The following is a 22,696-nucleotide window of genomic DNA, read 5'->3' on the forward strand; positions in this document are numbered from 1 at the left end:
ATCGTGGGGCCACTCCGCGATCCAAGAGACCTTGGAAGCCTGGATCTAGGTCCAGGCCGGGATCAGTTGGTGCCCTTGCCGCCGCACTTCCCCGTCTTGACGTTGAAGTTGCCGCAACTGAGCGGCGCCCGCCAATCGGAGATCAGGTCCTTGGAGTCCGGCAGGTAGTCCGACCACTCGTCGCCCATGACGAGGCCGGGCGTCTGCGAGACGGTCTCGAACTGGCCATCGGCCTGGATCTCGCCGATCAGCACCGGCTTGGTGATGTGGTGGTTCGGCATCATCGTCGAATAGCCGCCGGTCAGGTTCGGCACCGAAACGCCGACCATGGCGTCGATGACCTTGTCCGGGTCGGTGGTGYCGGCCTTCTCGACCGCCTTCACCCACATGTTGAAGCCGATGTAATGGGCTTCCATCGGGTCGTTGGTGGTGCGCTTGTCGTTCTTGATGAACTTGTGCCAGTCGTCGATGAACTTCTTGTTCGCCGGCGTGTCGACGCTTTCAAAGTAGTTCCAGGCGGCGAGATGGCCGACCAGCGGCCCGGTGTCGAGACCGGCGAGTTCCTCCTCACCGACCGAGAAGGCCATGACCGGGATGTCTTCGGCCTTGATGCCCTGGTTGCCGAGTTCCTTGTAGAAGGGCACGTTGGCGTCGCCGTTGACGGTCGAGACCACGGCCGTCTTCTTGCCGGCCGAGCCGAATTTCTTGATCGCCGAGACCTCGGTCTGCCAGTCGGAGAAGCCGAATGGCGTGTAGTTGACCATGATGTCTTCCGCCGGCACGCCCTTCGCCTTCAAATAGGCCTCGAGGATCTTGTTGGTCGTCCGCGGATAGACATAGTCGGTGCCCTCGAGCACCCAGCGCTTCACCGAGCCGCCATCGGCGCTCATCAGATAGTCGACGGCCGGAATGGCCTGCTGGTTCGGGGCAGCGCCGGTGTAGAAGACGTTGCGCTCGCTCTCCTCGCCCTCATACTGGACGGGATAGAACAGGATGTTGTCGAGTTCCGAGAACACCGGCAGCACCGATTTGCGCGACACCGAGGTCCAGCAGCCGAACACAGCCGCGACCTTGTCCTTGGAAATCAGCTCGCGCGCCTTCTCCGCGAACAGCGGCCAGTTGGATGCCGGATCGACGACCACGGCTTCCAGTTTCTTGCCGAGCAGGCCGCCCTTGGCGTTTTGTTCATCGATCAGCATCAGCATGACGTCTTTCAGCGTCGTCTCCGAAATCGCCATGGTCCCCGACAGCGAATGGAGGATGCCGACCTTGATCGTGTCCTCAGCCGCCCTGGCGGAAGCAGACGCCAGCAGACCGGCCGCGACGACGCCCGCCGACAGGATTTTTGTTATTTTCGCGAAGTTACCCCTCATATGACACACTCCCAAGCGTGATTGTTTGCATCGCAATATTAGCGGTGCAAGCGACGTGCCAGACGGGAATGCGCTCAACGAAATTTCGGGATAACGAAGCGATTACAACCGGTTATCCGGCAGCCGGGAAACTTTTCGCATCCGCTGCGATGCAGCGGACTGAGAAAAGTTTACGCAACACTGCCTAGATTTTACCCAAATGGTAAAAATGCCCAAACTTTCATCATACCGGCAAAAGCAGCCTGATCAGCCCTGTTGCGGGCCCATGGCAAAATGGGGCAAGGTCGCCGCGCAAACGAGCAACGTCATGGCCCTGCGCACGATCCTGACCTTCCTGCTTCTGATGTCCGCCGCCGGCGGCGCGCGCGCCGATTTTGCCGACGGCAAGCTGCCGGACGGCGCCTATCACTGCGAGGTCTACCTGCTCGGCCTGTTCCTTGACCTCGGCGTGATCACCATCAAGGGCAGCCTCTATAGCGGTCCGGTAACCTTCGGCGCACCGCCGCCGCCTTACAATTACCAGATGAACCCCAATGGCGAGATCACCTGGCTTGGTCCGCTCGGCGGCTACACAAGCGGCGGCAATTCGATCTCAATGACCCAGGCGACGCTGGACGACCCGAGCGGCCCCTCCTTCGACATCATCATGAAGCAGCAGGACGGCGCCTTCACGGCCTCGACCTGCACCAGAAGATAGCCCGCAGGTTCACATAAAAAAGGCGCGGAACCCTCACGGGTCCCGCGCCAGCAGGCAGTCGGGAGGTCAAATAGTTTTGGCCGACATTTGCGCGGCGATGTAGTCGGCCTGGCGGATCGCCAGCGTCACGATGGTCAACGTCGGATTTTCCGCGGCGCCGGTGGTGAACTGGCTGCCGTCGGAAACGAACAGGTTCTTGATGTCGTGCGACTGGCCGTGCTTGTTGACGACGCCGTCCTCCGGCTTCTCGCTCATCCGGTTGGTGCCGAGATTATGGGTCGAGGGATAAGGCGGCGTCGGGAAGGTCCTGGTCGCGCCGACCGCGGCATAGAGCGCCTGGCCTTGGCTGTAGGCATGGTTGCGCATGGCCTCGTCGTTGGGATGGTCGTCGAAATGGACGTCGGCGATCGGCATGCCGTGCTCGTCCTTCTCATTCTTGTGCAGCGTGATGCGGTTCTCCTCGCGCGGCATGTCCTCGCCGACGATCCACAGGCCCGCCATATGGTCATAATGGTCGAGCGCCGTGGTGAAAGAACGGCCCCAGCCGCCCGGGTTCAGGAAGGCCGCCATGAACGGCAGGCCGAGCGACAGCGTCTCCATCTCATAGCCGCCGACGAAGCCGCGCGACGGATCGTGGCGCGCCTCGTCGCGGATGATGCCGGCCATGGTGGTGCCGCGATACATGTGCACCGGCTTGTCGAAGATGGCATAGACCGAGCCGGTGGTGTGGCGCATGTAGTTCTTGCCCACCTGTCCCGACGAGTTGGCAAGCCCGTGCGGGAATTTTGACGATTCCGAATTGAGCAACAGGCGCGGGCTCTCGATCGAATTGCCGGCGACCGCGACGATGCGGGCCTTCTGCTCCTGCAGCTTGCCGTCCTTGTCGGCATAGACGACGCCGGTCACCTTGCCTGAAGCGTCATGGTTGATCTTGATCGCCATCGAGTTCGGCCGCACCTCCAGATGTCCGGTCGCCTCGCCCTTCGGGATCTCGGTGTAGAGCGTCGACCATTTGGCGCCCCATTTGCAGCCCTGGAAGCAGAAGCCGGTCTGCTGGCAGGAATTGCGGTCGTCGCGCTCGACCGAATTGATGGCCATGTTGCCGGTGTGGCATTCCTTGTAGCCGAGCTTGTCGGCGCCGGCCTTGAGCACCTTGAAATTGTTGTTGCCCGGCAGCCGCGGCCAGTTGTTGGTGCCGRTCACACCCATCTTGGCCTCGGCCTTGGCGTAATAGGGCTCCATCTCGGCCAGCGTCACCGGCCAGTCGAGAAGGTTCGCGCCCTTGACSTTGCCGTAAGTCGTGGCCGCCTTGAACTCATGCTCCTGGAAGCGCAGCGAGGCGCCCGCCCAATGCGTTGTCGAGCCGCCGACCGACTTGACGATCCAGGCCGGCAGGTTCGGGAAATCCTTGGCGACGCGCCAGTCGCCCGAGGTGGTCCGCTTGTCCTTCCAGGCGAGCTGGGCGAAAGAATCCCACTCGTCGTTGATGAAGTCCTCGTATTCGTGGCGGGCGCCCGCCTCGAGGATGACGACGTCGATGCCTTTCTGCGCGAGCTCGTTGCCGAGCGTGCCGCCGCCCGCGCCTGAGCCGATGATGACGACCACGCCGTCATTGTTGAGATCAAATGAAGCTGCCATGGTTTCCTCCCATGAAATCTGTCGAAAAGCGGTTCAGGAGCAATTCCAGGAAAAGTGCGTAGCGGTTTTCCGTCCGGAATTGCGCAAAAACAAAGACTTAGAGCGGCCTACAGCCACTCGATGTCGTTGAAGCCGCGCGCGATGTAGCCGCCCTTGGAATAGGACTCGCCCTCGTAGCCGAAGATCGGCCATACCTCCTTCTGGTTGTAGAGGCTGACGACAAGCCCGCCGCGAACCGCTTGGAAGAACGGCGTCTTCTCGATACCGGTGAGAAGCGCCACTCGCTGCTCCTCCCAGCCAAGCCCGCGATAGCCGCCCTTGCCGGCCTTCTTGTCGAGCTCGGCGATACCCTTCTCGATCAGCTCCTTGTGCGCCGGGTCCTTGGCCGCCGTCTCGTCATGGCCCTTGACGGCAATGGCGTAGTATTTGTCCGGCACCTGATCGTGCGGGTAGATGTCGCGCGCCACCTGGATCAGCGTCGCCATCGTCTCGGGCTTCAGCGCCGAGGTTTCGAGACCCCATGCGTGTTCGGGGCTGATGACCGCGCTGCCGGAGATGATGAGCAGCGCGCCCGCGCCGCCGCGCTTCAGAAGCTCGCGCCGCGAAAGCCCAATCTTCCTCTCATCGACAGCTTTCTTCTCGTAGACTGTGACCATGATTTCCTCCCTACTTGCTGTTCGCACCCCCGCGGGAGTGCCGTTGCTGGCGCCGCGCCTCTCCGCGGCAGATGTCCCCTATTGGAAGCGTCCTCCCCGCTGCAGGACCTCGATCTTGTAGCCGTCGGGATCCTCGATGAAGAAGAAGCGGGCGATCCGCGCCCCGTCGTGGTTGAACTCGACGATCTTCTTCGGGTTGAGACCGAGCGCGCCGATCCGGTCGTGCTCGCTGTCGAGATCGGCGACCGAGACGGCGAGATGGCCGTAGCCGTCGCCGAGTGCATAGGGCTCCGTGCGCCCCTTGTTCACGGTCAGCTCCACCTCGAAAGGCGAACTCTCATTGCTGAGATAGACGAGCGTGAAGGTCTCGAAATCGAGCCGCTGCGCAACCTCGAGGCCGAACGCCTTGTTGTAGAAATCGACGGACCGCGCCTCGTCGAGAACCCTGATCATGGAATGGATCGTCTTCGCCAAATCGGACTCCGTGAGCTCTTCTGCTTTCGAAGCCGATTATGCGCGCCGGCGAAAAATGGTGGTGGCAGCCGATTACCACGTGTGCGGCTTGAAAATGGGTAGTCTCGCCGCGCGTAAGGACGAAAGTCTGATTGCCGTCGGYGGCTATCGGATCGAAAATGACAAGCGCAGGCAGTGTTAAAAAGAGGCGCCAGCCAACTCAATCGGCGCCCAAGACAAACAACAACGGGAGGTACCGATGTGCAGAGTCTTTGCCGGACAGGATCCGGAAGGCTACCGGCAGATCAACAGGTCGATCCGCATCGACGGCCATTCGACCAGCATCCAGCTCGAGGCGACATTCTGGGGTCTGCTTGACGAGATCGCCGAGAGCCAGGGACTGACGACCCCGAAATTCATCTCGAAGCTCTACGACGAGGCAATCGAGATCAACGGCCAGATCCCGAACTTCGCCTCCATGCTGCGTACGACCTGCGCGCTCTATCTGCGCGGCCACCGGCCCAACGCCGAGGACCAGGCTGCATTGAAGCGGGAAGCTGCCTAGCTGCTCTCGGCCGCGACTTCGAGCGCCAGCCGGGTCATATCGGTGAAGAGAGCCTGACGCTCCGAATAATCGGTCAGCTCGTCGGTGACGATATGATCCACCACGGTGAGCAGCGACAGCGCCCGCGCGCAGAACTGCGCCGCGATCCGATAGAGCGCGCTGGTCTCCATATCGACCGCCAGCGCTCCGAGCGCCCTCGGCTCGTCGAACCGCGCCCGGCCGCCAGGATGGTGGAACACGTCGCTGCAGATCGTCAGTCCGGCGCTGCAGGCGATACCGAGGTCGGCTGCGCGTCGCAGCGCCAGCGCATGCAGCGCCGGGTCCGGTCCCGCCGGCTGGTACAGCCCGAACACCTGCCCGCTGATTGGGCCCTCGGCCCGCACCTCGCTGGAAATGACCATACCGCGCAGGGGCGCCGCTTCCGACAAGCCGCCGCATGTGCCGGTGCGTATCAGCGTTTTGACGCCATGATAATCGAGCAGTTCGTGGGTGTAGATCAGGAAGGACGAGACGCCGATGCCGGTCGTCTGGATACTGACCGGTTTGCCGCGGAACCGGCCGGTGAAACCCAGTGCGCCTCTTCGGCGATTCACGCAGCGGGGCGCTTCGAGAAACCTCTCCGCCATCCACTGCGCGCGCTCGGGATCACCCGGCAACAGCACCGTTTCCGCATAGTCCCCCCGGCCCGCCTCGATATGCGGCGTCACGCGCTACCATCCCCATAATGGACCCATCCGGCCGCCATCATGACAGGGTGGCCGCAATGCGCAAGCGCTGGCTTACTTAAAGCAATTCCAGGAAACCGCTGAACGTTCTAGGATTCCAGAACGTCCTTGACGATCGTCGCCAGCTGCTTGAGCGAGAACGGCTTCGGCAGGAAGCCGAAATGCGCATCCGCCGGCAGGTTCTTGGCGAAGGCGTCCTCGGCATAGCCCGAAACGAACACGAATTTGATGTCCGGCTGACGCTTGCGCAGCTCGCCGAGCAATGTCGGTCCGTCCATCTCCGGCATCACCACGTCCGACACGACGATGTCGACCTTGCCGCCGAGCGCCTCGAACACTTCCAGCGCCTCGACGCCGGACGACGCCTCGTGCACGGTGTAGCCGCGCGAGGTCAGCGCCCGCACGCCGCCCATGCGCACCGCGTCCTCGTCCTCGACCAGAAGCACCGTGGCCGAGCCGGAAAGGTCTTTCGCGGTGTCGGCCGGCTTCGCCGGGACTGTCGCTGCGGCTGGCGCTTCGCCGGGTTCGGCCTGCTTCTTCATCTCGGCGATGTGGCGCGGCAGGAAGATGCGGAACACCGTGCCCTTACCGACTTCGGAATCGCAGAAGATGAAGCCGCCGGTCTGCTTGATGATGCCGTAGACCATGGACAGGCCGAGGCCGGTGCCCTTGCCCACTTCCTTGGTCGTGAAGAACGGCTCGAAGATCTTCTTCAGCACGTCGGGCGCGATGCCGCTGCCGGTATCCTCGACGTCGACGAGCACATAATCGGCCGGCGTCAGTTCGCGATAGGCGAAGGATCTGCACTCTTCCGCCCTGATGTTGCGGGTGCGCACGGTGAGGTCGCCGCCGCTCGGCATGGCGTCACGCGCATTGACGGCGAGATTGACCACCACCTGCTCGAACTGGCCGATATCGACCTTGACCGGCCAGAGGTCGCGGCCGTGGTCGATCTTGAGCTTGATATCGTTGCCGACAAGGCGAGCCAACAGCATCCTGAGGTCGGCCAGAACGTCAGTCAGGTTGAGCACCTCCGGCCGCAGCGTCTGCTTGCGCGAGAAGGCCAGCAATTGCCGCACGAGCGATGCCGCCCGGTTGGCGTTCTGCTTGATGTTCATGATGTCGGGGAAGGACGGGTCCGACGGCCGGTGGTTGGTCAAGAGAAGGTCGGACGCCATGATGATGGCGGTCAGCACATTGTTGAAGTCGTGCGCGATACCGCCGGCGAGCTGCCCGACCGCCTGCATCTTCTGGCTCTGCGCCATCTGGCCCTCGAGCGCCTTCTGCTCGGTGGTCTCGACCGCATAGACGATGGCCGATTCCTCGGCGCCTTCGCCGCCTGCGCTGTCGGCCACGGCGTTGACGTAGAAGCGGATATGCCGCTCCTCATTGCCGGGCAGCACGGAGTCGATCGGCTCGATATTGGCCTGCCGCTGCCGGGCCTTCTCGAACGCGGCGGCGAAGGCCGGCCGGTCGCGTTCGTGAACGATGGTCTCGAAGCGAACTCGCCGATCGACGGCGTCGCGGTCGACCACGGATGAAAACAACTGCAGGAACGGCGCGTTGGTGCGCAGGATGCGACCGCTCGCATCGACGCCGGCAATGGCCATCGGCGTCGAGTTGAAAAAGCGGGTGAAGCGAACCTCGGAGGCCCTGAGTTCCGCGGAAGCGTCCTCGCCCTGGGTGCGGTTGAGCACGATCGTGCGGGTCGGGCCGTTCAAGCCTTCGCGGCTTGCCGAAACCCGGTGCATGAAGCGCACCGGCAGCGCCTGGCCGCTCATGGTGGTGAGATCGAGGTCAATAACGGCGTTGCGCGTCGTGCCCGGGTCGGCCTTGACCGAACGCACAAGCGCCATGCCGTCGCCGGCGATGATTTCCGGCAGCGTGATGGCGCCCGGCGTGAAGGAGGCAAGGTCGATGCCGAGCCATTCGGCGAGCGTGGCGTTGATATAGGTGACGCGGCCTTCCTGATCGGCCGAGAAGAACCCCGCCGGCGCATGGTCGAGATGGTCGATGGCTTTCTGCAGGTCGAGGAAGAAACGTTCCTGCTCCGCCCGTTCCTGCGAGATGTCGGCGAGCTGCCAGGCCAGCATCGGCAGCCTTTGCCCGGGCATGCTGAAGGCGCGGGCGCGCGCCCGATACCAGCGCGCGCCGGGCTCGGCGCCCGGCTTGATCGACTGCGCCAGCCGGAACTCGCCGTCGCCCGCCTGGCCGTCGCGCAGGCCCGACGCCAGCCGGTAGATTGTCATCGAGGCCTCGGGAACATCCGACAACAGCCCTTCGACGGTCTTGAGGTCGGTGGCCGAGGCGGCGCCCGTCATGTCGGCATAGGCACGGTTGGCGTAGACGACGCGGCCCTTGGTGTCGGTGACCAGCAGGCCCTGCGACATGGAGTCGACAAAAGCTTTCGACAGTTCGTCGCCGGTCGACCGCGGCGCGATCTGCACGAAGCCGATCGCGGTCGCGAACAGGAAGCCGACGCCGATCATGGCGAGCACGCCGAGCATGCCGAGCAGGAAAGGATCGCCGAGCCGCTCGCGGAATAGCCCGAAGACGATCGCGGCGCCGGTCAAGACGACGATGAAGACGATGAGCCTGGTAACGGCGCCCGGACGCGTGTTCTGGTCGACGATCGGTACCGGATAGAAATCGCCGCGCGCTTCCTTGGCCATGTTCCCCCTGCTCGTGATTCCGGTGTCCGATGGGCGCGGACGGTCGGTTGAATCACATTCTCCTGTAACGGAAAAGGCCCCGGCGGCAAATGTCCGATAAAATCAACGATTCATGTTTCAAACTGTTCACGATCGGTGATGTGAACTTGCGGCGGGCCGCCGCCGCGGTCTAGTGTCGCCTCACTCGAAAAGGCGATTGGGTGCACCGATGCTGCAGTGGCTGGATAGCGTGGCGGGTCCGGGTTACGTCGCTGCAATCCTGTGGACGTTCGCGGCGCTCATTTTGCTTGTCGTCGTCCTGCTCGTCATCAAGGTGGTTCGCAACCTGACGTTCGGCACCTTCGTGGCCGGCGGCAGGAACCGCAAGACGCGCCTTGCGGTCATGGACGCCACCGCCGTCGACAGCCATCGCCGCCTGGTGCTGGTGCGCCGCGACGACATCGAGCACCTGATCCTGATCGGCGGGCCGACCGATGTCGTGGTCGAACGCGATATCCGGCTCGCAGCGCCTCGCCGCCCGGCGCTGACCGGCGACAGCGGCCAGCCGGCAACCGCGGCGCCGCGCCCGCGCGCGCCGCAGCCGGCACCTCCGCCCGCACCCGCCCCCGTTAGGCAACCGCCGCCTGCCGCCCAGCCAGCCGCCGCAGCACGTCCGCGCGCCCCCGCGCCCGCGCCCGCGGCGCCCAATCCGGCGGTGCCGAGCCAGCCGACGGCGAAGGTCATGCCGTTGTCGGGCTACGGGACGACCAACGGCGCCACCAGATACACGCCGCCGCCCTCGAACGATTCGATCGATGACACGTTGATGCACGAACTCGAAACCTCTCTCGACGAGACGCACGCCCAGCCGGCGGCAAGCAAACCCGCGCCAAAGCCTTCCCTCGATGAGGAGATGACCAAGCTGCTTGGCGAGTTGGGCAACCACAAGCGCTGACCTGACGGCAGCTTGCCAGTAGGCGAGCGGCCCGCGCCTCGGCCTAGGAAACGAAAATGGCCGGAAATCCGGCCATTTTCTGCGTTTTATTACTTATTCGGCTCGCGTCAGTCGTCGCGATAAACCTTCTCGCGGCGCTCATGGCGTTCCTGCGCCTCGATCGACAACGTCGCGATCGGACGCGCATCCAGCCGCTTCAGCGCGATCGGCTCCCCGGTTTCCTCGCAATAGCCGTAGGTGCCTTCGTCTATGCGCTGGAGCGCCGAGTCGATCTTCGAGATGAGCTTGCGCTGGCGGTCGCGGGCGCGCAGTTCGATGGCGCGGTCGGTTTCGGAGGAGGCGCGATCGGCCAGATCGGGGTGGTTGGCGTTTTCCTGCTGCAGGATTTCGAGGGTCTCGCGCGCTTCGCGCAGAATGTCGTTCTTCCAAGTGATAAGCTTTTGACGGAAGTACGATTTTTGCCGTTCGTTCATGAACGGCTCGTCTTCGGAGGGTACGTAATCGGCGGTAACGATGTCGTTCATTCGACTCACCCAACAACCCCAAAATTTGGCGCCTATATATTCGGGGACAAGAGCCTGCACAAGCGCTATCGGCGAGAGTTTCACGCAATTGTTAGTCTCACATGGGTGGCTCCAGCGGCGACGTTGTTTCGACGGCAGAAAACGAATTCGCGCATGATTCGTTGCAGTCGCTGGCATCGGCCATTGTGCAGGACATCGTTCTGGTGACTAATCGCGCTTCGATCCGAAGCGCCATGGGGGTTCCGGTTGAGCAGGCTTTATCTGTTGCGGCATGCCAAGGCCGGCTGGGCGCTGCCCGGTGTGCGCGATTTCGATCGCCCGCTCGACCAGTCCGGCATGGCCGATGCCGAAACGATGGGAGAAGCCATGCGGGCCCGCAACTATGTGCCAGACGTCACGCTTTGCTCCAACGCCAAGCGGGCAAGGCAGACGCTGGAGGGCCTGGCAGGGCGCACCGACACCGGCCGGGTCCTGTTCTTCGACACGCTCTACAGCGAGGATGCGGCCGGCTATCTCGACATTATCCGGAAAAATGGCGGCGCCGACCAGCTTCTGGTGATCGGCCACAACCCCATGACCGAGGACCTGGCCATGGCGGTGTCGGGCGACGGCGATGAAGCGGCGCGCGGCATGATGAACCACGGTTTTCCGACCTCCGGCCTCGCCGTGGTGCGCTTTCCCGGCAATCTTGCGGAGGCGGCGCAAGGCAGCGGCTATCTTGAAGCCTTTCTCACGCCCGCCGACCTTTGAGGCCATTTCAAACGCGCGACCCAAGGCCTATATCGGGCGCGGACGCCCAACCAGAGGCCTGATTTGGCATCATCGCTCACCAATTTCACCGACGAGGCAAGGATTGCGCTCGACACGCTGTCGGGCCGCGCCGCCGGGCTCTTCTCTCCGTCATTGCGTCTTGGCGTCACCGGGCTCTCCCGCGCCGGTAAGACCGTCTTCATCTCCGCCCTCGTCCACAATCTCATCCATGGCGGACGCCTGCCGCTGTTCGAAGCGCAGAAATCCGGCCGCATCGCCCGCGCCTTCCTCGAGGAGCAGCCGGACGACGCCGTTCCGCGTTTCCAGTACGAGGACCATGTCGCGGCTTTGGTGAACGACCGCGTCTGGCCGGACTCGACGCGCGCCATCTCCGAGCTCAGGCTCACCATCGAATATGAGTCGGCTTCCGGCTGGAACCGGTTGTTTTCCGCCGGAAAGCTGTCCATCGATATCGTCGACTATCCCGGCGAATGGTTGCTTGACCTGCCGCTGCTCGGCAAATCCTTCGCCGATTTTTCGCGCGAGGCGGTCGAGCTGGCCGCCCTGCCCGTCCGTTCCGACCTGTCTCAGGCCTGGCGCGAGCTGGCTTCCACCGTCAATCCCGATGCCGACGCCGACGAGATGACGGCGCGCCGTCTCGCCGAGAGCTTCGCCGCCTATCTCAAGGCCTGCAAGCTCGACGACCGCGCGCTGTCGACGCTGCCGCCCGGCCGTTTCCTGATGCCGGGCGATCTCGAAGGTTCTCCGGCGCTCACCTTCGCGCCGCTGATGACATTGGCGCAGGGCCGGCCGCCCTCCGGATCGCTGCAGGCGATGATGGAGCGCCGCTACGAGGCCTATAAGACGCATGTCGTCAAACCGTTCTTTCGCGAGCACATCACCCGCCTCGACCGGCAGATCGTGCTGATCGACGCCATGCAGGCGCTCAATGCCGGCCCGGCCGCCATGGCCGATCTGGAGCGCGCCGTTACCGAGATCCTGTCCTGTTTCCGGCCCGGACGCGGCAATTTCCTCACCGACTTCTTCTCGCGCCGCATCGACCGCATCCTGGTCGCCGCGACCAAGGCGGACCATCTGCATCATGAAAGCCACGACCGGCTGCAGGCGATCGTGCGCCGGCTGACCGACCGGGCCCTGGCGCGGGCGAATTTCAGCGGCGCCGCCGTCGATGTCGTTGCCATGGCCGCGGTCCGCTCGACACGCGAAGGCACGGTGAAACAGGGCCGCGAGACGCTGCCGGTGATCATCGGCACCCCGCTGAAGGGCGAGAAGATCAACGGCGAGACATTCGACGGAAAGACCGAAACCGCCATATTCCCGGGCGATTTGCCGGAAAAGGTGGATGCGGTGTTCGATTCCTCCGGATCGCCGCCGGACAGCACAGAGCCGGCGATCCGCTTCGTGCGCTTCCGCCCGCCGAAGCTCGAACGCACCGCCGAAGGCGTCACGCTGTCCCTGCCGCATATCCGGCTCGACCGCGCGTTGCAGTTCCTGATCGGAGATCATCTGGCATGACCGCGCCCCGCAAACCGGCGGCTTTCCGCATCGAGCCCGAGACCGCGGCTCCGCCGCATCCGCAGCGAAATCGCGGCGCCGAGGAGCAACCGATGCGCCGGCCGCGCGCGGCCAGGGCGGATGTCACGACGGTCATTCCCTCCGAAATCGACGTTTTCGACGAACCGGACATCGAGGCTGCAATCCCGCCGCCGGCGACGGCGCCAAGAAAGTCTTCGCTGCTGGCGCGGCTGTTCCTCGGAGCCCTCAGCGTGCTCGTCTCGCTGGCGGTCGGCCTGTGGGCCGACCAGCTGATCCGCGATCTGTTCGCGCGCGCCGAATGGCTCGGCTGGTTGGCAGCCGGCATGGCGGCGATCGCGCTGCTCTCCTTGCTCGTCATCCTGATCCGCGAATTCCTCGCCATCGCCCGCCTTGCCGAAGTCGAAAAGATGCAGAAGCGGGCTCTTGACGCCGTGGCGCGTGACGATCCCAAGGCAGCGCGCGCCCTGGTTGACGAGCTTTCGGCCTTCGTCGCGGCAAAACCCGAGACCGCCGCCGGTCGGCGTTCGCTCGCCGAATTGCGCGGCGAGATCATCGACGGCGCCAATCTGGTGCGGCTGGCCGAGACCGAAATCCTGTCGCCCCTCGATGCGCGCGCCAAGGTCATGATTCTAGAAGCCGCAAAGCGCGTCTCCCTCATAACGGCGGTCAGCCCCCGCGCGCTGGTCGACATCGCCTATGTCGTGTTCGAGGCCGGGCGCCTGATCCGGCGGCTCTCCGAACTCTACGGCGGCCGTCCGGGCACGCTCGGTTTCTTCCGGCTGGCGCGCGGCGTGCTCGCRCATCTGGCGGTGACAGGCTCGATCGCGGTCGGCGACAGTTTCGTTCAGCAGATCGTTGGCCATGGGCTTGCCGCGAAACTCTCGGCGAAACTCGGCGAAGGCGTGGTCAACGGCATGATGACGGCGCGCATCGGCATCGCGGCGATGGAAACGGCCCGCCCCTTGCCGTTCATCGCCGTGAAGCGCCCCGGCCTCGGCGACTTCCTCTCGGCGCTGACCTCGTTCGCGGCGCGAAAGGACGGTCAAGCGGAAGGATAGGGTAAACGTGAAAACCGCCGCCAGAGCCGGATGATTTCAGGTCGAATCGACCTGAAATCTGAATCCGGCTCTGAGTCAAAGAAGTGGAGCATGATGTCGTCCGAAAACCGCTTCACACTTTTCGGCATCATGCTCCAGTGACGAAGCATTAACCAATCTTCGCCATGGTCGGTCAGGTTCCAAGAACAGACTCTGTCGTGCCGGGTGTCGTCCATGAGAAGCGTAATCTTGTCCTGCGTGCTGCCTGCGACGGTTGCGATTGCCGCGCCGCTCGGATTGGTCGAAAAGGCTTTTGGCGCAGAACCGGACAAGCAGTTCTTCCGCTCCGTCGAAGGCAGATGGGTAGGCCCCGGCGAGATCATCGCCGGCAAGTACAAGGGCACCAAATTCACCTGCGATTTCAACGGATCGACGCCTGCCAGCAAGCTCGGCATGACGCTTGACGGCGGCTGCAGGGTCGGCGTGTTCACGCAAAAGATGTCGGCCAGCGTCGAGCGCAAGGGCCGCGACGGTTACAGGGGCACCTTCATGGGCGGCTCGACCGAAAGCGGAATGGACATTGTCGGCGRCAATGTCGTCGATGCCCAGAAGGTCGTCTTCACGATCAACCGCAAGCAGTTGAACGGCGTCATGCAGGCGCGTGTGCCCGACGGCAATTCGATGACCGTGACGGTGGCCGTGCGCGTCAACGATCAGCTAGTGCCGGTGATCGGCATGAGCCTCAAGCGGATCGACTCCGTCGAAGTCGGCGCCATCGCCAAGAACTGATCCGTCGCGGCCCCGGCAGCCGCGCCCCACTCGCAAAGAAGACGGTTCAGGTCAAAGTCGGGAAATGGCAGGCCACTTTGCGGCCTGCACGGTATTCCTTCAGTTCCGGCCGCTCGGAACGGCAGCGATCCGCCGCGATCGGGCATCGGGGATGGAAACGGCATCCGGACGGCGGCTTGAGAGGACTCGGCACGTCGCCGGTGAGGATGATGCGCTTGCGCGTGCCCGTGGGCGTCGTTTCGACGACAGGAACGGCCGAGATCAGCGCCTGGCTGTAAGGATGGGCCGGTGTGGCAAACACCTCTTCCGCCGGTCCTTCCTCGACGATCGAGCCGAGATACATGACGGCGATGCGGGTCGAGACCTGGCGCACGACGGAAAGGTCGTGAGCGATGAAGATATAGGTGAGCTTCAGCTTCTCCTGCAGGTCGGCGAGCAGGTTGACGATCTGGGCCTGCACCGACACGTCGAGCGCGGAGACGGGCTCGTCCAGCACGACAAGGTCGGGGTTCAACGCGATCGCCCGCGCGATACCGACGCGCTGGCGCTGGCCGCCCGAGAATTCGTGCGGATAGCGCATCACATGGTCCGGCAGCAGTCCGACCAGTTCGAACAGCTCCGCCACCCGCGCGGCGATCTCTTTGGCCGAAAGCTTGCCGTGGATGCGGAGCGGCTCGGCGACGAGATCGCCGACGCGCCGCCGCGGATTGAGCGAGGCCGATGGATCCTGGAAGACCATCTGCAGGCGCCGCCGCAGCGGCCTGAGCTCGGACAGCGACTTCGAGGTGATGTCGTCGCCCTCGAACAGAAGCTTGCCGTCGGTGATGTCGTAGAGCCGCACTAGGCAGCGCGCCAGCGTGGACTTGCCGCATCCGGATTCGCCCACGAGGCCTACCGTCTCGCCGCGCCGCACGGTGAGCGACACGTTGTCCACCGCATGGACGGTCCGCCTGCCCTCCGCGGAAAAACGAGTGCCGATCGAAAACCGTTTTGCCAGCGAGCGCGTCTCGAGGATCGGTCGGTCGGCGTCAATCATTGCTTCGCTCATGCCTGTGCCACCCGAAAACACGCGGCGGCATGCGGGCCGCTGCCGAGACCCGGCCTGCCCGCTTCGCAAGGCTCGTAACGGACCGGACAGCGCGGACCGAAGGCGCAGCCTTGCGGCAGCCGCAGCAGCGATGGCGGTGAACCGGGGATGGCCGGCAGGCGGCGCGGTTTCTGGCCGGTCAGCGGCGGGATCGAGCCGAGCAGCGCGCGCGTATAAGGGTGCCGCGGATCGGAAAACAGCTCCGTGCGGGTGCCGCGCTCCACCACGCGGCCGGCATACATGACCATAACGCGGTCGGCGAGCTCGGAGACGACGCCCATGTCGTGCGTGATGAAGACCACGGCCGACTTATGCTTCGCCCGCAGTTTGCGCACGAGGTCGAGGATGCCGGCCTGCACCGTCACGTCGAGCGCGGTGGTCGGCTCGTCCGCCACCAGCAGCGCCGGATCGCAGGACAAGGCCATCGCGATCACCGCCCGCTGCCGCATGCCGCCGGAAAGCTGGTGCGGATAGCGCGACATGGCCTCGTGCGGATTGGGGAAGTTCACCTCCGCCAGCAGCTCTTCGACGCGCTCCATCGCCTTGGCCTTGCTGATGCCGCGATGCGCGCGGATCTGTTCGGCGATCTGCCAGCCGATCGTGTAGACCGGCGTCAGCGCCGTCATCGGGTCCTGGAAGATCATCGCGATCTCGTTGCCGCGCAGGCGCCTGAGCTCGCGCGCCGGCAAGCCCACCAGCTCACGACCCTTGTAGAGGATCGAGCCTTCGATGGTGGCGTTCGGATCGGTGATAAGCCCCATGACGGCCAGCAGCGACACCGTCTTGCCCGAACCGGATTCGCCGACGACGCCAAGGATCTCGCTTTCCTCGAGATCGAAGGAAACGCCGTCGATGGCCCGCACCGGCCCGTCATGGGTGCGGAAGGACACTTTGAGATCGCGCACCGACAATATCATGATGCCCTCAGGCGCGGATCGAGGAGGATGTAGACGAAATCCACCACCGCGTTGGCGATGACCACGAACATCGACGCATACATGACCGTCGCCATGATCATCGGCAGATCGAGGTTCTGCAGCGCATCATAAGTGAGCTTGCCGATGCCGTGYAGGCCGAACACGACCTCGGTGAGCAAGGCCGAGCCGCCGACCAGCGCGCCGAAGTCGAGACCGAACAGGGTGACGAAGGCGATGAGCGAGGTGCGCAGYGCATGGCGGAACAGGATGCGGGTCTCCGACAGGCCCTTGGCGCGGGCGGTGCGGATATAATCTTCCTGCATGGATTCGATGATAGCCGCGCGCAGCACGCGCCCGTAGATGCCGATATAGAGGATGGCCAGCGTGATCCATGGGATGACCAGCGTGAGAAACCAGCCCTTGGGATCGTCGGAAAAGTTCTTGTAGCCGAGCGGCGGCACCCAGGAGAACGCCCAGCTGTCGTGGTAGCGGCTCTGGGTGATCAGGTTCATCACCTCGCCCAGCCAGTAGACCGGCATGGAAATGCCGAGCAGGCCCAGCGCCATCAGGAGCTTGTCCAGCCAACTGTCGCGGGTGGCCGCCGCGACGATGCCGATGATGATCGAGACGACCACCCACAGGACCGCGGCCCCGAACACCAGCGAAAGCGTGACGGGGATCGAATCCATGACGGCCGGCACCACCTTCCAGCCGCGATTGACGAAGGAGGTCAGGTCGCCGGTGACGAAGATCTTCTCCATCATGCGCGTGTATTGCACATAGAGCGGCTGGTCGAAGCCGAAGCTGTGGCGTACCGCCGCCAGCACCTCCGGCGAGGCGTTGCGGCCGGCGATGCGCGCGGCGGGGTCGGCGCCAGGCGTGGCGAAGAAGATGAGGAAGACGATGACCGAGATGCCGAACATCACGAACAGCATCTGACCGAAACGGCGAAGGATGGCGTAAAGCATCAGTCGCGCCCCAGCCTGACCTTGGAGCGCGGGTCGAGCGCATCGCGAAGACCGTCGCCGAAGACATTGAGCGCCATGACGGAAACGGCGATCGCCAGGCCGGGCACCAGCGCCACCAGCGGCCGCGTGTAGAGCAGCGCCTGGCCGTCCTGGATGATCGTGCCCCAGCTCGCGGCCGGCGGCTGCACGCCGATCGACAGGAAGGAGAGCGCCGATTCCGTTAGCATGTTCAGCGCCATCATCAGCGGCACGAAGACGATGAGCGTGGTGGTGATGTTGGGCAGGATGTCGCGCAGCAGGATGCGCCAGCCCGGCACGCCGAGATTGACCGCGGCGAGCACGAACTCACTGTGGCGCAGCGCCAGGACCTGCCCGCGGATCGGCCGCGCGACATAGGGTATATAGACGATGCCTATGATGATGATCGGCAGCCATAGGCTGCCCGATTGGATCTCGATCGGCCCGATCGCGATGCCTTGCGCGATGGTAACGATGGAAAGCGAGATTGCCAGCAGATAGATCGGGAATGCCCAAAGCACGTCCAGCAGGCGCGACAGCACCGTGTCGGTGATGCCGCCGAAATAGCCGGCGATCAGTCCCGCCAGCGTGCCGAAGATCAGCGTGAAGATGGTCGCGGCGCCGGCGATCAGCAGCGAGTTGAGCCCGCCATAGAGCAACCTCGCCATGACGTCCCGCCCCTGGCTGTCGGCGCCGAGGAAGTAGTTGCCGAGCCGCCAGGTCGGACCGATCGGCGTGTAGCCAAGTCCCAGTCCCTCGGTCGACTGTTCCATCACCGGAACGTCGGCGCCGTCGATCTGGATGACGGCGTCGAGCGTCGAGGCGAACGGATCCGTACCCGCCCATTTCGCGTAGATCGGCGCGCTGAAACAGGCGAGAACGATGATGAGGAACACGGCCAAGGACGCCATGGCGGCCCTGTCCGTTGCCAGCTTCGCAAACGCGACGGCCCAAGGCCCTCGCGTCTTGCGCGGCATGGCGGCGACTTGGCTGGACACGATGTGCTTCCGCGGTTCGTTACTGCACTCAGGGCCCCTTACTGCACCCAGGCCCCTACTGCACCCAGGATTGGGTGATAATCCAGTTGAACTGCGGGTTGAACTTGAAATTGCCGACGCGCTTGCTGACGAAATCAAGCCGCTTCGGCGTGAACAGACCGACCGCCGGCGCCTTGTCTGTGACCTGCTTGTCGATCGCGGCCCACAATTTGTCGGCCGCCTTCTGGTCGGTCACGCCAAGGTCCAGCGCCTTCTGCATCTCAGCATCGATGTCCTTGTCGCAGAAGCCGGAGATGTTGATCGAGGCGTCCGAGCCTTCGCGGAAGGATGCGCAGCTGAACAGGATGTTCAGGAAGTCCGACGCCGCGGGGTAGTCCTTGTACCATTGGGTGACGGACATCTGCACTTTGTTGTTGGTGTTCTGGATATAGGTGAACTGCAGGTTGGACGAGATCGGCTTGACGTCGGCGACATAGCCGATGGTGGTCAGCACGCTCTGCAGATAGACGCCGATCGACCGCGAGATGGCGGTATCCTCGACGATGATGGTCACCTTCTGGCCCTTGGTGCCCGATTCCTCGACCAGCTGCTTGGCCTTGTCGACATCCGGAGCCGACCATTTGGCGCCAGGGTTCTTGGTGAAGGGGCAATAGTCCTCATGTCCGGGGAAGTCCGGCGGCAGGACCTGACAGACCGGCGAGGCCAGCACCTTGCCGCCGAACAGCTTGACCAGCGTGTTGCGGTCGACGGCGTAAGCGACGGCCTGGCGGGCCTTTTCATTGTCGAATGGAGCCATGCGGGTGTTCAGCGGCGCGTACCACCAGRCCGAAAGCGGCGAGATGTGCAGCTGGTCCATGGACTTGCTGCCGAGTTCGCCAAGGCGGTCGCTGGGCAGCGCGTCGAACATCCAGTCCGCCTCGCCGTTCTGGATGGCCGTCACGGCCGCCTCCTCCGACAGGCCGAAATCATACTGCACGACATCCGGATAGCCGTCCGGCTGAGCTTCCTCGCTCCACTGCTTGAAATTGGGGTTGCGGGAAACGGTCATGCCCTTGTTGGGGTCGAAGGCCGAGATCATGTAGGGGCCGGTGCTGGGGATCGGCTTGGAGCCCATATCCTCCGTCGGCGTGTCCGCCGGCAGGATCACGGCATGCGGCAAGGCAAGCTTGTAGAGGATTTCGGCGTCCGGCTTGGTGAGATTGAGGGTGATCGTGCCGGCCGCCTCGTCGGCGACGACACCGCCTTCCAGCGTGCAGCTCTTGGTGTCGGCCAGGCATTTGTCGGCGCCGACGATGCCGGCATAGAAGGTACCCGAGGTCGGCCCGGAGACCTTGAAGATGCGCTGGAAGGAAGCGACGACGTCCTTCACGCCGAGGTCCTGGCCGTTGGAGAACTTGATGCCCTGGCGCAGCTTGAAGGTGAAGGTCTTGCCGTCATTGCTGACCGTGGGCAGCGCCTCGGCCAGGTCGGGAACGATGCTGAAGCCCTCGACGCCCTCGGCCTTGCGGAAGGCGACCAGGCCGTCATAGATCGGCTGGTACATCTGCCAGCCCTGGTCGGTGTAGTTGATGTGCGGATCGAGGGTGCCGGCAGCCGATCGGGCAAGCAGGCGGATGGTGCCGCCACGGTGTTCCTTGAGATATTCGGCCTGCGCCGGAGCGAGCCATGAGCTGGCCAGCAATGAAGCGGCCGACGCCGCCAAAAGCAGTTTCTTCATGTCGTCATTCCCCTTTCAGTTGTCGTTTTCGTCCAGGAAGTCTCCCACCACCCGCATGCAGAGGTCCTGCTCCTCGACATGCGGCATGTGGCTTGAATGCTCGAATATCTGCCAGCGCGATCCCTTGATGCCGTCCTTGAAGGGTTGCACGGTCGCTGGCGTGGCTTCGTCGTAACGGCCGGAGATGAGAAGTGTGGGAACCTCGATGGCCGGCAGGCGGTCGATGACGCTCCAGCTCTTCAGCGTGCCGATGACGTGGAACTCGTTCGGGCCGTTCATCACATTGTAGACGGTCGGATTGCGCACGATCTGGGCGAAAGTCTCCGTCACCTCGGGCGGAAACGGCACGACCCGGCAGACATGCCGTTCGTAGAACCGCATCGTCGCTTCCTGATAGGCCGGATCGTCCGTTGTGCCGGCCTGTTCGTGCTTCGTCAGCGTCTCCTGCACGTCCCTGGGCAGATCGGCGCGCAGCCGATTGGCCTCCTCGACCCAAAGCTTCATGGAAGCCGGCGAGTTGGCGATGGTCAGCGACTTCAGGCCCTTCGGCCGGGTCACGCCATATTCGGCGCCCAGCATGCCGCCCCAGCTCTGCCCGAGCACATGGAAGCCGCCGCGGATGCCGAGATGATCGACGAGGTTTTCCAGCTCATCGATGAACAGCTGGGGCGTCCAGAAATCGGCGCCCTTTTCCGGCAACAAGGTGGAATTGCCGCAGCCCAATTGGTCGTAGTGGATGACGGCGCGGCCGCCTCGGGCAAGAAGCTTGTAGGCGTCGACGTAGTTGTGCGCGGCGCCCGGCCCGCCATGCAGGATGACCACCGGAGCCTTGCCGGCATCGAGCTCGCCGCTGATCCGATACCAGGTTTCGTAGGCGCCGAAGCCGGCCCACCCTTCCTTGCTGACGATCTCGGACGACATCCCGGCTCCCTGTGTGGTTGAAGACATTCTCGTTGTCGCTTAGTTCGCCGCCCGGCCGGACTGCACCCACTCTTCCAGCATCTGCACGCCGAAGGCCGTGGCGCCCTCGCGGCCCAGAGGCCGGTCCTTGTCGGCCAGTTCCTTGCCGGCGATGTCGAGATGCACCCAGGGACGGTCTTCGGTGAAATTGCGCAGGAAGGCGGCGGCATAGGGCGCGTCGCCGTCTTCCATGTCCTTGGCGTGGTGCCGGATATCGGCGAAGGGCGATTGCAGGCCCTCGTCATAGGCCCGGTCGAGCGGCAGTTGCCAGAACCGCTCGCCGACCTTCTCGCCGGCCGCGATCATGCGCGAGGCGATGGTGTCGTCGGTGCTGAACAGACCGGCGAAGACCGAGCCCAGGCCGCGCATCACCGAATAGGTCAGCGTGGCCAGATCGACGATCACCGACGGGTTGAAGCGCGAAGCGGCGTAATAGAGGCAGTCGGCCAGGATGAGGCGCCCTTCCGCATCCGTGTCGAACACCTCCACGGTCTGCCCCGACGCGGTCGTGATGATGTCGCGCGGCTTGAGCGCGGTGCCCGACGGCATGTTCTCGGCAATGCCGAGCACGCCGACGGCATGCACCGGGCTGCCTTGCCGGGCGAGCGCGATCAACAGGCCGACCACGGCGGCGGCGCCGCCCATGTCGGCCTTCATGTCGAACATCTGCTCGCCGCGCTTGATGCACAGGCCGCCGGTGTCGAAGCAGACGCCCTTGCCGACGAAAGCCAGCGGCTGCGCGGGAGCGCCCTTGCCGCGATAGCGCAGGACGGCGACTCGCGGCGGTCGCGCCGAACCGGAGCCGACGGCCAGGATCGCATTCATGCCGAGCTCCTTCAGCCGCGCCGCGTCGAGGATCTCGACATCGATGCCGGCCTCGCGCAGCGGCTCCAGGTGATCGTGGAAATTGTCGGGGTGGAGATGGTTCGGCGGCAGGTTGACCAGGGTGCGCGCATATTCGACGCCGTCAGCGATGGCGTTGATCCGCGCCAGCGCCGCTTTCAGCTCCGGACCGGCCGCGCCGATCATCTGTACGCGCAAAGTGCGGTCGGCGCCTGCCCCCTGACGCCGGTTTCGCATGTCGAAACGATAGCGCCGCAACCGCATGCCGAGCGCAACCCGCGCCAGGATTTCCGCTGCCGGAAGCTCGACACCCGCGAGCGGGTCCAGCACGAGGGTAGCCGCGCATTCGCCCTTGCCTTCCAGATGCGCGGCAAGCAAACCGCCGGCGCGCGCCAGGGAAAGCGTGGTCACGGCCTCGGCCCTGCCCAAAGCCAGCACCACCACGCGACGGACGGACATGGCCTTGGGAGCGATGACGTCGACGCAGGCGCCGGATTGTTCAAGAACGGCCGGGTCGGAACACGCGCGGGACAAGATCCCGTCCATTTCGGCATCGAGCGCCGCTGCCCGTGGGCCAAAACCGTTTTGAGCGGCTTGCAGGATCACGACGACCGAGGTTTCCGCGGAAATCTCGTCCGCCGTCTCGAAGACCGGCGCCGGCGACTGAGGCATAAAGCTCGTTCTCCCATTCCAGGGGCGCCCCCGCCGAGGCTTAACTCGCGTCATACGCAAAGCTTCGCCGGCCAACGGCGGAAACCGGTATCCCGGTCTCCGCCGCTGACGGAACGGCATCGGAGTGCCCAAATAATCGTTTTCGG

At 64.2% G+C, this 22,696-nt stretch carries 22 protein-coding genes; 8 read left to right on the plus strand and 14 right to left on the minus strand.

Annotated features, from left to right (window positions below; translation table 11 throughout):
- Nucleotides 1-62: 62 nt before the first annotated feature.
- A complete protein-coding gene (gene urtA, locus LCM4577_RS23510) occupies nt 63-1,373 on the minus strand; it encodes an urea ABC transporter substrate-binding protein (RefSeq protein ID WP_071073671.1) in 1,311 nt (436 codons plus the stop codon).
- A gap of 307 nt (nt 1,374-1,680) precedes the next feature.
- On the opposite strand from urtA, the gene LCM4577_RS23515 reads away from it, so the two are divergent.
- Nucleotides 1,681-2,070: a hypothetical protein gene (locus LCM4577_RS23515; RefSeq protein ID WP_071030104.1), complete on the plus strand. Its 390-nt coding sequence runs from the start codon at nt 1,681-1,683 to the stop codon at nt 2,068-2,070.
- A gap of 66 nt (nt 2,071-2,136) precedes the next feature.
- Here the strand turns inward: LCM4577_RS23515 and LCM4577_RS23520 are convergent, their stop codons facing one another.
- The 3 genes from LCM4577_RS23520 to LCM4577_RS23530 form a co-directional block, all read right to left on the minus strand.
- Nucleotides 2,137-3,708 carry a GMC family oxidoreductase gene (locus LCM4577_RS23520; RefSeq protein ID WP_071073674.1) on the minus strand — a complete coding sequence of 524 codons (1,572 nt, stop codon included), beginning with the start codon at nt 3,706-3,708 and terminating at the stop codon, nt 2,137-2,139.
- A 107-nt stretch (nt 3,709-3,815) separates the two neighbouring features.
- The gene (locus tag LCM4577_RS23525) at nt 3,816-4,364 is read right to left on the minus strand and encodes a twin-arginine translocation pathway signal (protein ID WP_041000668.1); all 549 of its coding nucleotides are present in this window, start codon (nt 4,362-4,364) and stop codon (nt 3,816-3,818) included.
- A 78-nt stretch (nt 4,365-4,442) separates the two neighbouring features.
- On the minus strand, nt 4,443-4,838 hold the full coding sequence (locus LCM4577_RS23530; protein ID WP_040987135.1) for a VOC family protein: 396 nt from the start codon (nt 4,836-4,838) through the stop codon (nt 4,443-4,445).
- On the opposite strand from LCM4577_RS23530, the gene LCM4577_RS23535 reads away from it, so the two are divergent.
- Together LCM4577_RS23535 and LCM4577_RS23540 are read left to right on the plus strand one after the other, a co-directional pair.
- A complete protein-coding gene (locus LCM4577_RS23535; RefSeq protein WP_041000670.1) occupies nt 4,816-5,019 on the plus strand; it encodes a hypothetical protein in 204 nt (67 codons plus the stop codon). The two genes, LCM4577_RS23530 and LCM4577_RS23535, sit on opposite strands and share 23 nt — an antisense overlap.
- Nucleotides 5,020-5,076: 57 nt before the next feature.
- Entirely contained in the window at nt 5,077-5,382 is a 306-nt protein-coding gene (locus LCM4577_RS23540) for a ribbon-helix-helix domain-containing protein (protein ID WP_040987133.1), read from the plus strand.
- Here LCM4577_RS23540 and LCM4577_RS23545 read toward each other — a convergent pair.
- Both LCM4577_RS23545 and cckA read right to left on the minus strand, forming a co-directional pair.
- Nucleotides 5,379-6,089, minus strand: a complete 711-nt coding sequence (locus LCM4577_RS23545) for a purine-nucleoside phosphorylase (protein ID WP_071073676.1) — start codon at nt 6,087-6,089, stop codon at nt 5,379-5,381. The two genes, LCM4577_RS23540 and LCM4577_RS23545, sit on opposite strands and share 4 nt — an antisense overlap.
- 107 nt (nt 6,090-6,196) lie before the next feature.
- Nucleotides 6,197-8,779: a cell cycle histidine kinase CckA gene (gene cckA / locus LCM4577_RS23550; RefSeq protein WP_071073677.1), complete on the minus strand. Its 2,583-nt coding sequence runs from the start codon at nt 8,777-8,779 to the stop codon at nt 6,197-6,199.
- A gap of 208 nt (nt 8,780-8,987) precedes the next feature.
- Here cckA and LCM4577_RS23555 point away from each other — a divergent pair, with 208 nt between their 5' ends.
- The gene (locus LCM4577_RS23555) at nt 8,988-9,713 is read left to right on the plus strand and encodes a flagellar biosynthetic protein FliO (protein ID WP_071029656.1); all 726 of its coding nucleotides are present in this window, start codon (nt 8,988-8,990) and stop codon (nt 9,711-9,713) included.
- Nucleotides 9,714-9,820: 107 nt separating this feature from the next.
- On the opposite strand, the gene dksA is transcribed toward LCM4577_RS23555, so the two are convergent.
- Nucleotides 9,821-10,237: an RNA polymerase-binding protein DksA gene (gene dksA / locus LCM4577_RS23560; protein WP_040972254.1), complete on the minus strand. Its 417-nt coding sequence runs from the start codon at nt 10,235-10,237 to the stop codon at nt 9,821-9,823.
- A 246-nt stretch (nt 10,238-10,483) separates the two neighbouring features.
- Here dksA and LCM4577_RS23565 point away from each other — a divergent pair, with 246 nt between their 5' ends.
- From LCM4577_RS23565 to LCM4577_RS23580, 4 genes are all read left to right on the plus strand, one after another.
- Nucleotides 10,484-10,987 carry a histidine phosphatase family protein gene (locus LCM4577_RS23565; protein WP_040981125.1) on the plus strand — a complete coding sequence of 168 codons (504 nt, stop codon included), beginning with the start codon at nt 10,484-10,486 and terminating at the stop codon, nt 10,985-10,987.
- A gap of 63 nt (nt 10,988-11,050) precedes the next feature.
- A complete protein-coding gene (locus tag LCM4577_RS23570; protein WP_071073679.1) occupies nt 11,051-12,523 on the plus strand; it encodes a YcjX family protein in 1,473 nt (490 codons plus the stop codon).
- On the plus strand, nt 12,520-13,602 hold the full coding sequence (locus tag LCM4577_RS23575; protein ID WP_071029647.1) for a YcjF family protein: 1,083 nt from the start codon (nt 12,520-12,522) through the stop codon (nt 13,600-13,602). The genes LCM4577_RS23570 and LCM4577_RS23575 overlap by 4 nt, the downstream gene beginning before the upstream one ends.
- 213 nt (nt 13,603-13,815) lie before the next feature.
- On the plus strand, nt 13,816-14,370 hold the full coding sequence (locus tag LCM4577_RS23580) for a hypothetical protein (RefSeq protein ID WP_071073681.1): 555 nt from the start codon (nt 13,816-13,818) through the stop codon (nt 14,368-14,370).
- A gap of 46 nt (nt 14,371-14,416) precedes the next feature.
- Here LCM4577_RS23580 and LCM4577_RS23585 read toward each other — a convergent pair whose 3' ends face one another.
- The 7 genes from LCM4577_RS23585 to LCM4577_RS23615 form a co-directional block, all read right to left on the minus strand.
- Entirely contained in the window at nt 14,417-15,406 is a 990-nt protein-coding gene (locus LCM4577_RS23585) for an ABC transporter ATP-binding protein (protein WP_071073769.1), read from the minus strand.
- 8 nt (nt 15,407-15,414) lie between these two features.
- Entirely contained in the window at nt 15,415-16,374 is a 960-nt protein-coding gene (locus tag LCM4577_RS23590; protein WP_071073683.1) for an ABC transporter ATP-binding protein, read from the minus strand.
- Nucleotides 16,371-17,342: an ABC transporter permease gene (locus tag LCM4577_RS23595; RefSeq protein WP_040981135.1), complete on the minus strand. Its 972-nt coding sequence runs from the start codon at nt 17,340-17,342 to the stop codon at nt 16,371-16,373. Before LCM4577_RS23595 ends, LCM4577_RS23590 begins: the two co-directional genes overlap by 4 nt.
- A complete protein-coding gene (locus tag LCM4577_RS23600; RefSeq protein ID WP_071073771.1) occupies nt 17,342-18,337 on the minus strand; it encodes an ABC transporter permease in 996 nt (331 codons plus the stop codon). Before LCM4577_RS23600 ends, LCM4577_RS23595 begins: the two co-directional genes overlap by 1 nt.
- Before the next feature lie 76 nt (nt 18,338-18,413).
- Entirely contained in the window at nt 18,414-20,075 is a 1,662-nt protein-coding gene (locus tag LCM4577_RS23605) for an ABC transporter substrate-binding protein (RefSeq protein ID WP_071073685.1), read from the minus strand.
- A 15-nt stretch (nt 20,076-20,090) separates the two neighbouring features.
- Entirely contained in the window at nt 20,091-20,996 is a 906-nt protein-coding gene (locus tag LCM4577_RS23610; protein WP_071073687.1) for a proline iminopeptidase-family hydrolase, read from the minus strand.
- Nucleotides 20,997-21,035: 39 nt separating this feature from the next.
- Nucleotides 21,036-22,550 carry a leucyl aminopeptidase gene (locus tag LCM4577_RS23615; RefSeq protein WP_071073689.1) on the minus strand — a complete coding sequence of 505 codons (1,515 nt, stop codon included), beginning with the start codon at nt 22,548-22,550 and terminating at the stop codon, nt 21,036-21,038.
- Between the last annotated feature and the right edge of the window lie 146 nt (nt 22,551-22,696).

This window comes from Mesorhizobium sp. LCM 4577 (genome assembly GCF_001854795.2).
Taxonomy (GTDB): domain Bacteria; phylum Pseudomonadota; class Alphaproteobacteria; order Rhizobiales; family Rhizobiaceae; genus Mesorhizobium; species Mesorhizobium plurifarium.

Bases quoted from the DNA above. Each gene is read 5' to 3' on its own strand.
- LCM4577_RS23525 (WP_041000668.1), bottom strand. From the start codon at position 4,364: ATGGTCACAGTCTACGAGAAGAAAGCTGTCGATGAGAGGAAGATTGGG.
- LCM4577_RS23600 (WP_071073771.1), bottom strand. From the start codon at position 18,337: ATGCCGCGCAAGACGCGAGGGCCTTGGGCCGTCGCGTTTGCGAAGCTG.
- LCM4577_RS23590 (WP_071073683.1), bottom strand. From the start codon at position 16,374: ATGATATTGTCGGTGCGCGATCTCAAAGTGTCCTTCCGCACCCATGAC.
- LCM4577_RS23555 (WP_071029656.1), top strand. From the start codon at position 8,988: ATGCTGCAGTGGCTGGATAGCGTGGCGGGTCCGGGTTACGTCGCTGCA.
- LCM4577_RS23585 (WP_071073769.1), bottom strand. From the start codon at position 15,406: ATGATTGACGCCGACCGACCGATCCTCGAGACGCGCTCGCTGGCAAAA.
- LCM4577_RS23615 (WP_071073689.1), bottom strand. From the start codon at position 22,550: ATGCCTCAGTCGCCGGCGCCGGTCTTCGAGACGGCGGACGAGATTTCC.
- LCM4577_RS23515 (WP_071030104.1), top strand. From the start codon at position 1,681: ATGGCCCTGCGCACGATCCTGACCTTCCTGCTTCTGATGTCCGCCGCC.
- cckA (WP_071073677.1), bottom strand. From the start codon at position 8,779: ATGGCCAAGGAAGCGCGCGGCGATTTCTATCCGGTACCGATCGTCGAC.
- dksA (WP_040972254.1), bottom strand. From the start codon at position 10,237: ATGAACGACATCGTTACCGCCGATTACGTACCCTCCGAAGACGAGCCG.
- LCM4577_RS23610 (WP_071073687.1), bottom strand. From the start codon at position 20,996: ATGTCGTCCGAGATCGTCAGCAAGGAAGGGTGGGCCGGCTTCGGCGCC.
- LCM4577_RS23540 (WP_040987133.1), top strand. From the start codon at position 5,077: ATGTGCAGAGTCTTTGCCGGACAGGATCCGGAAGGCTACCGGCAGATC.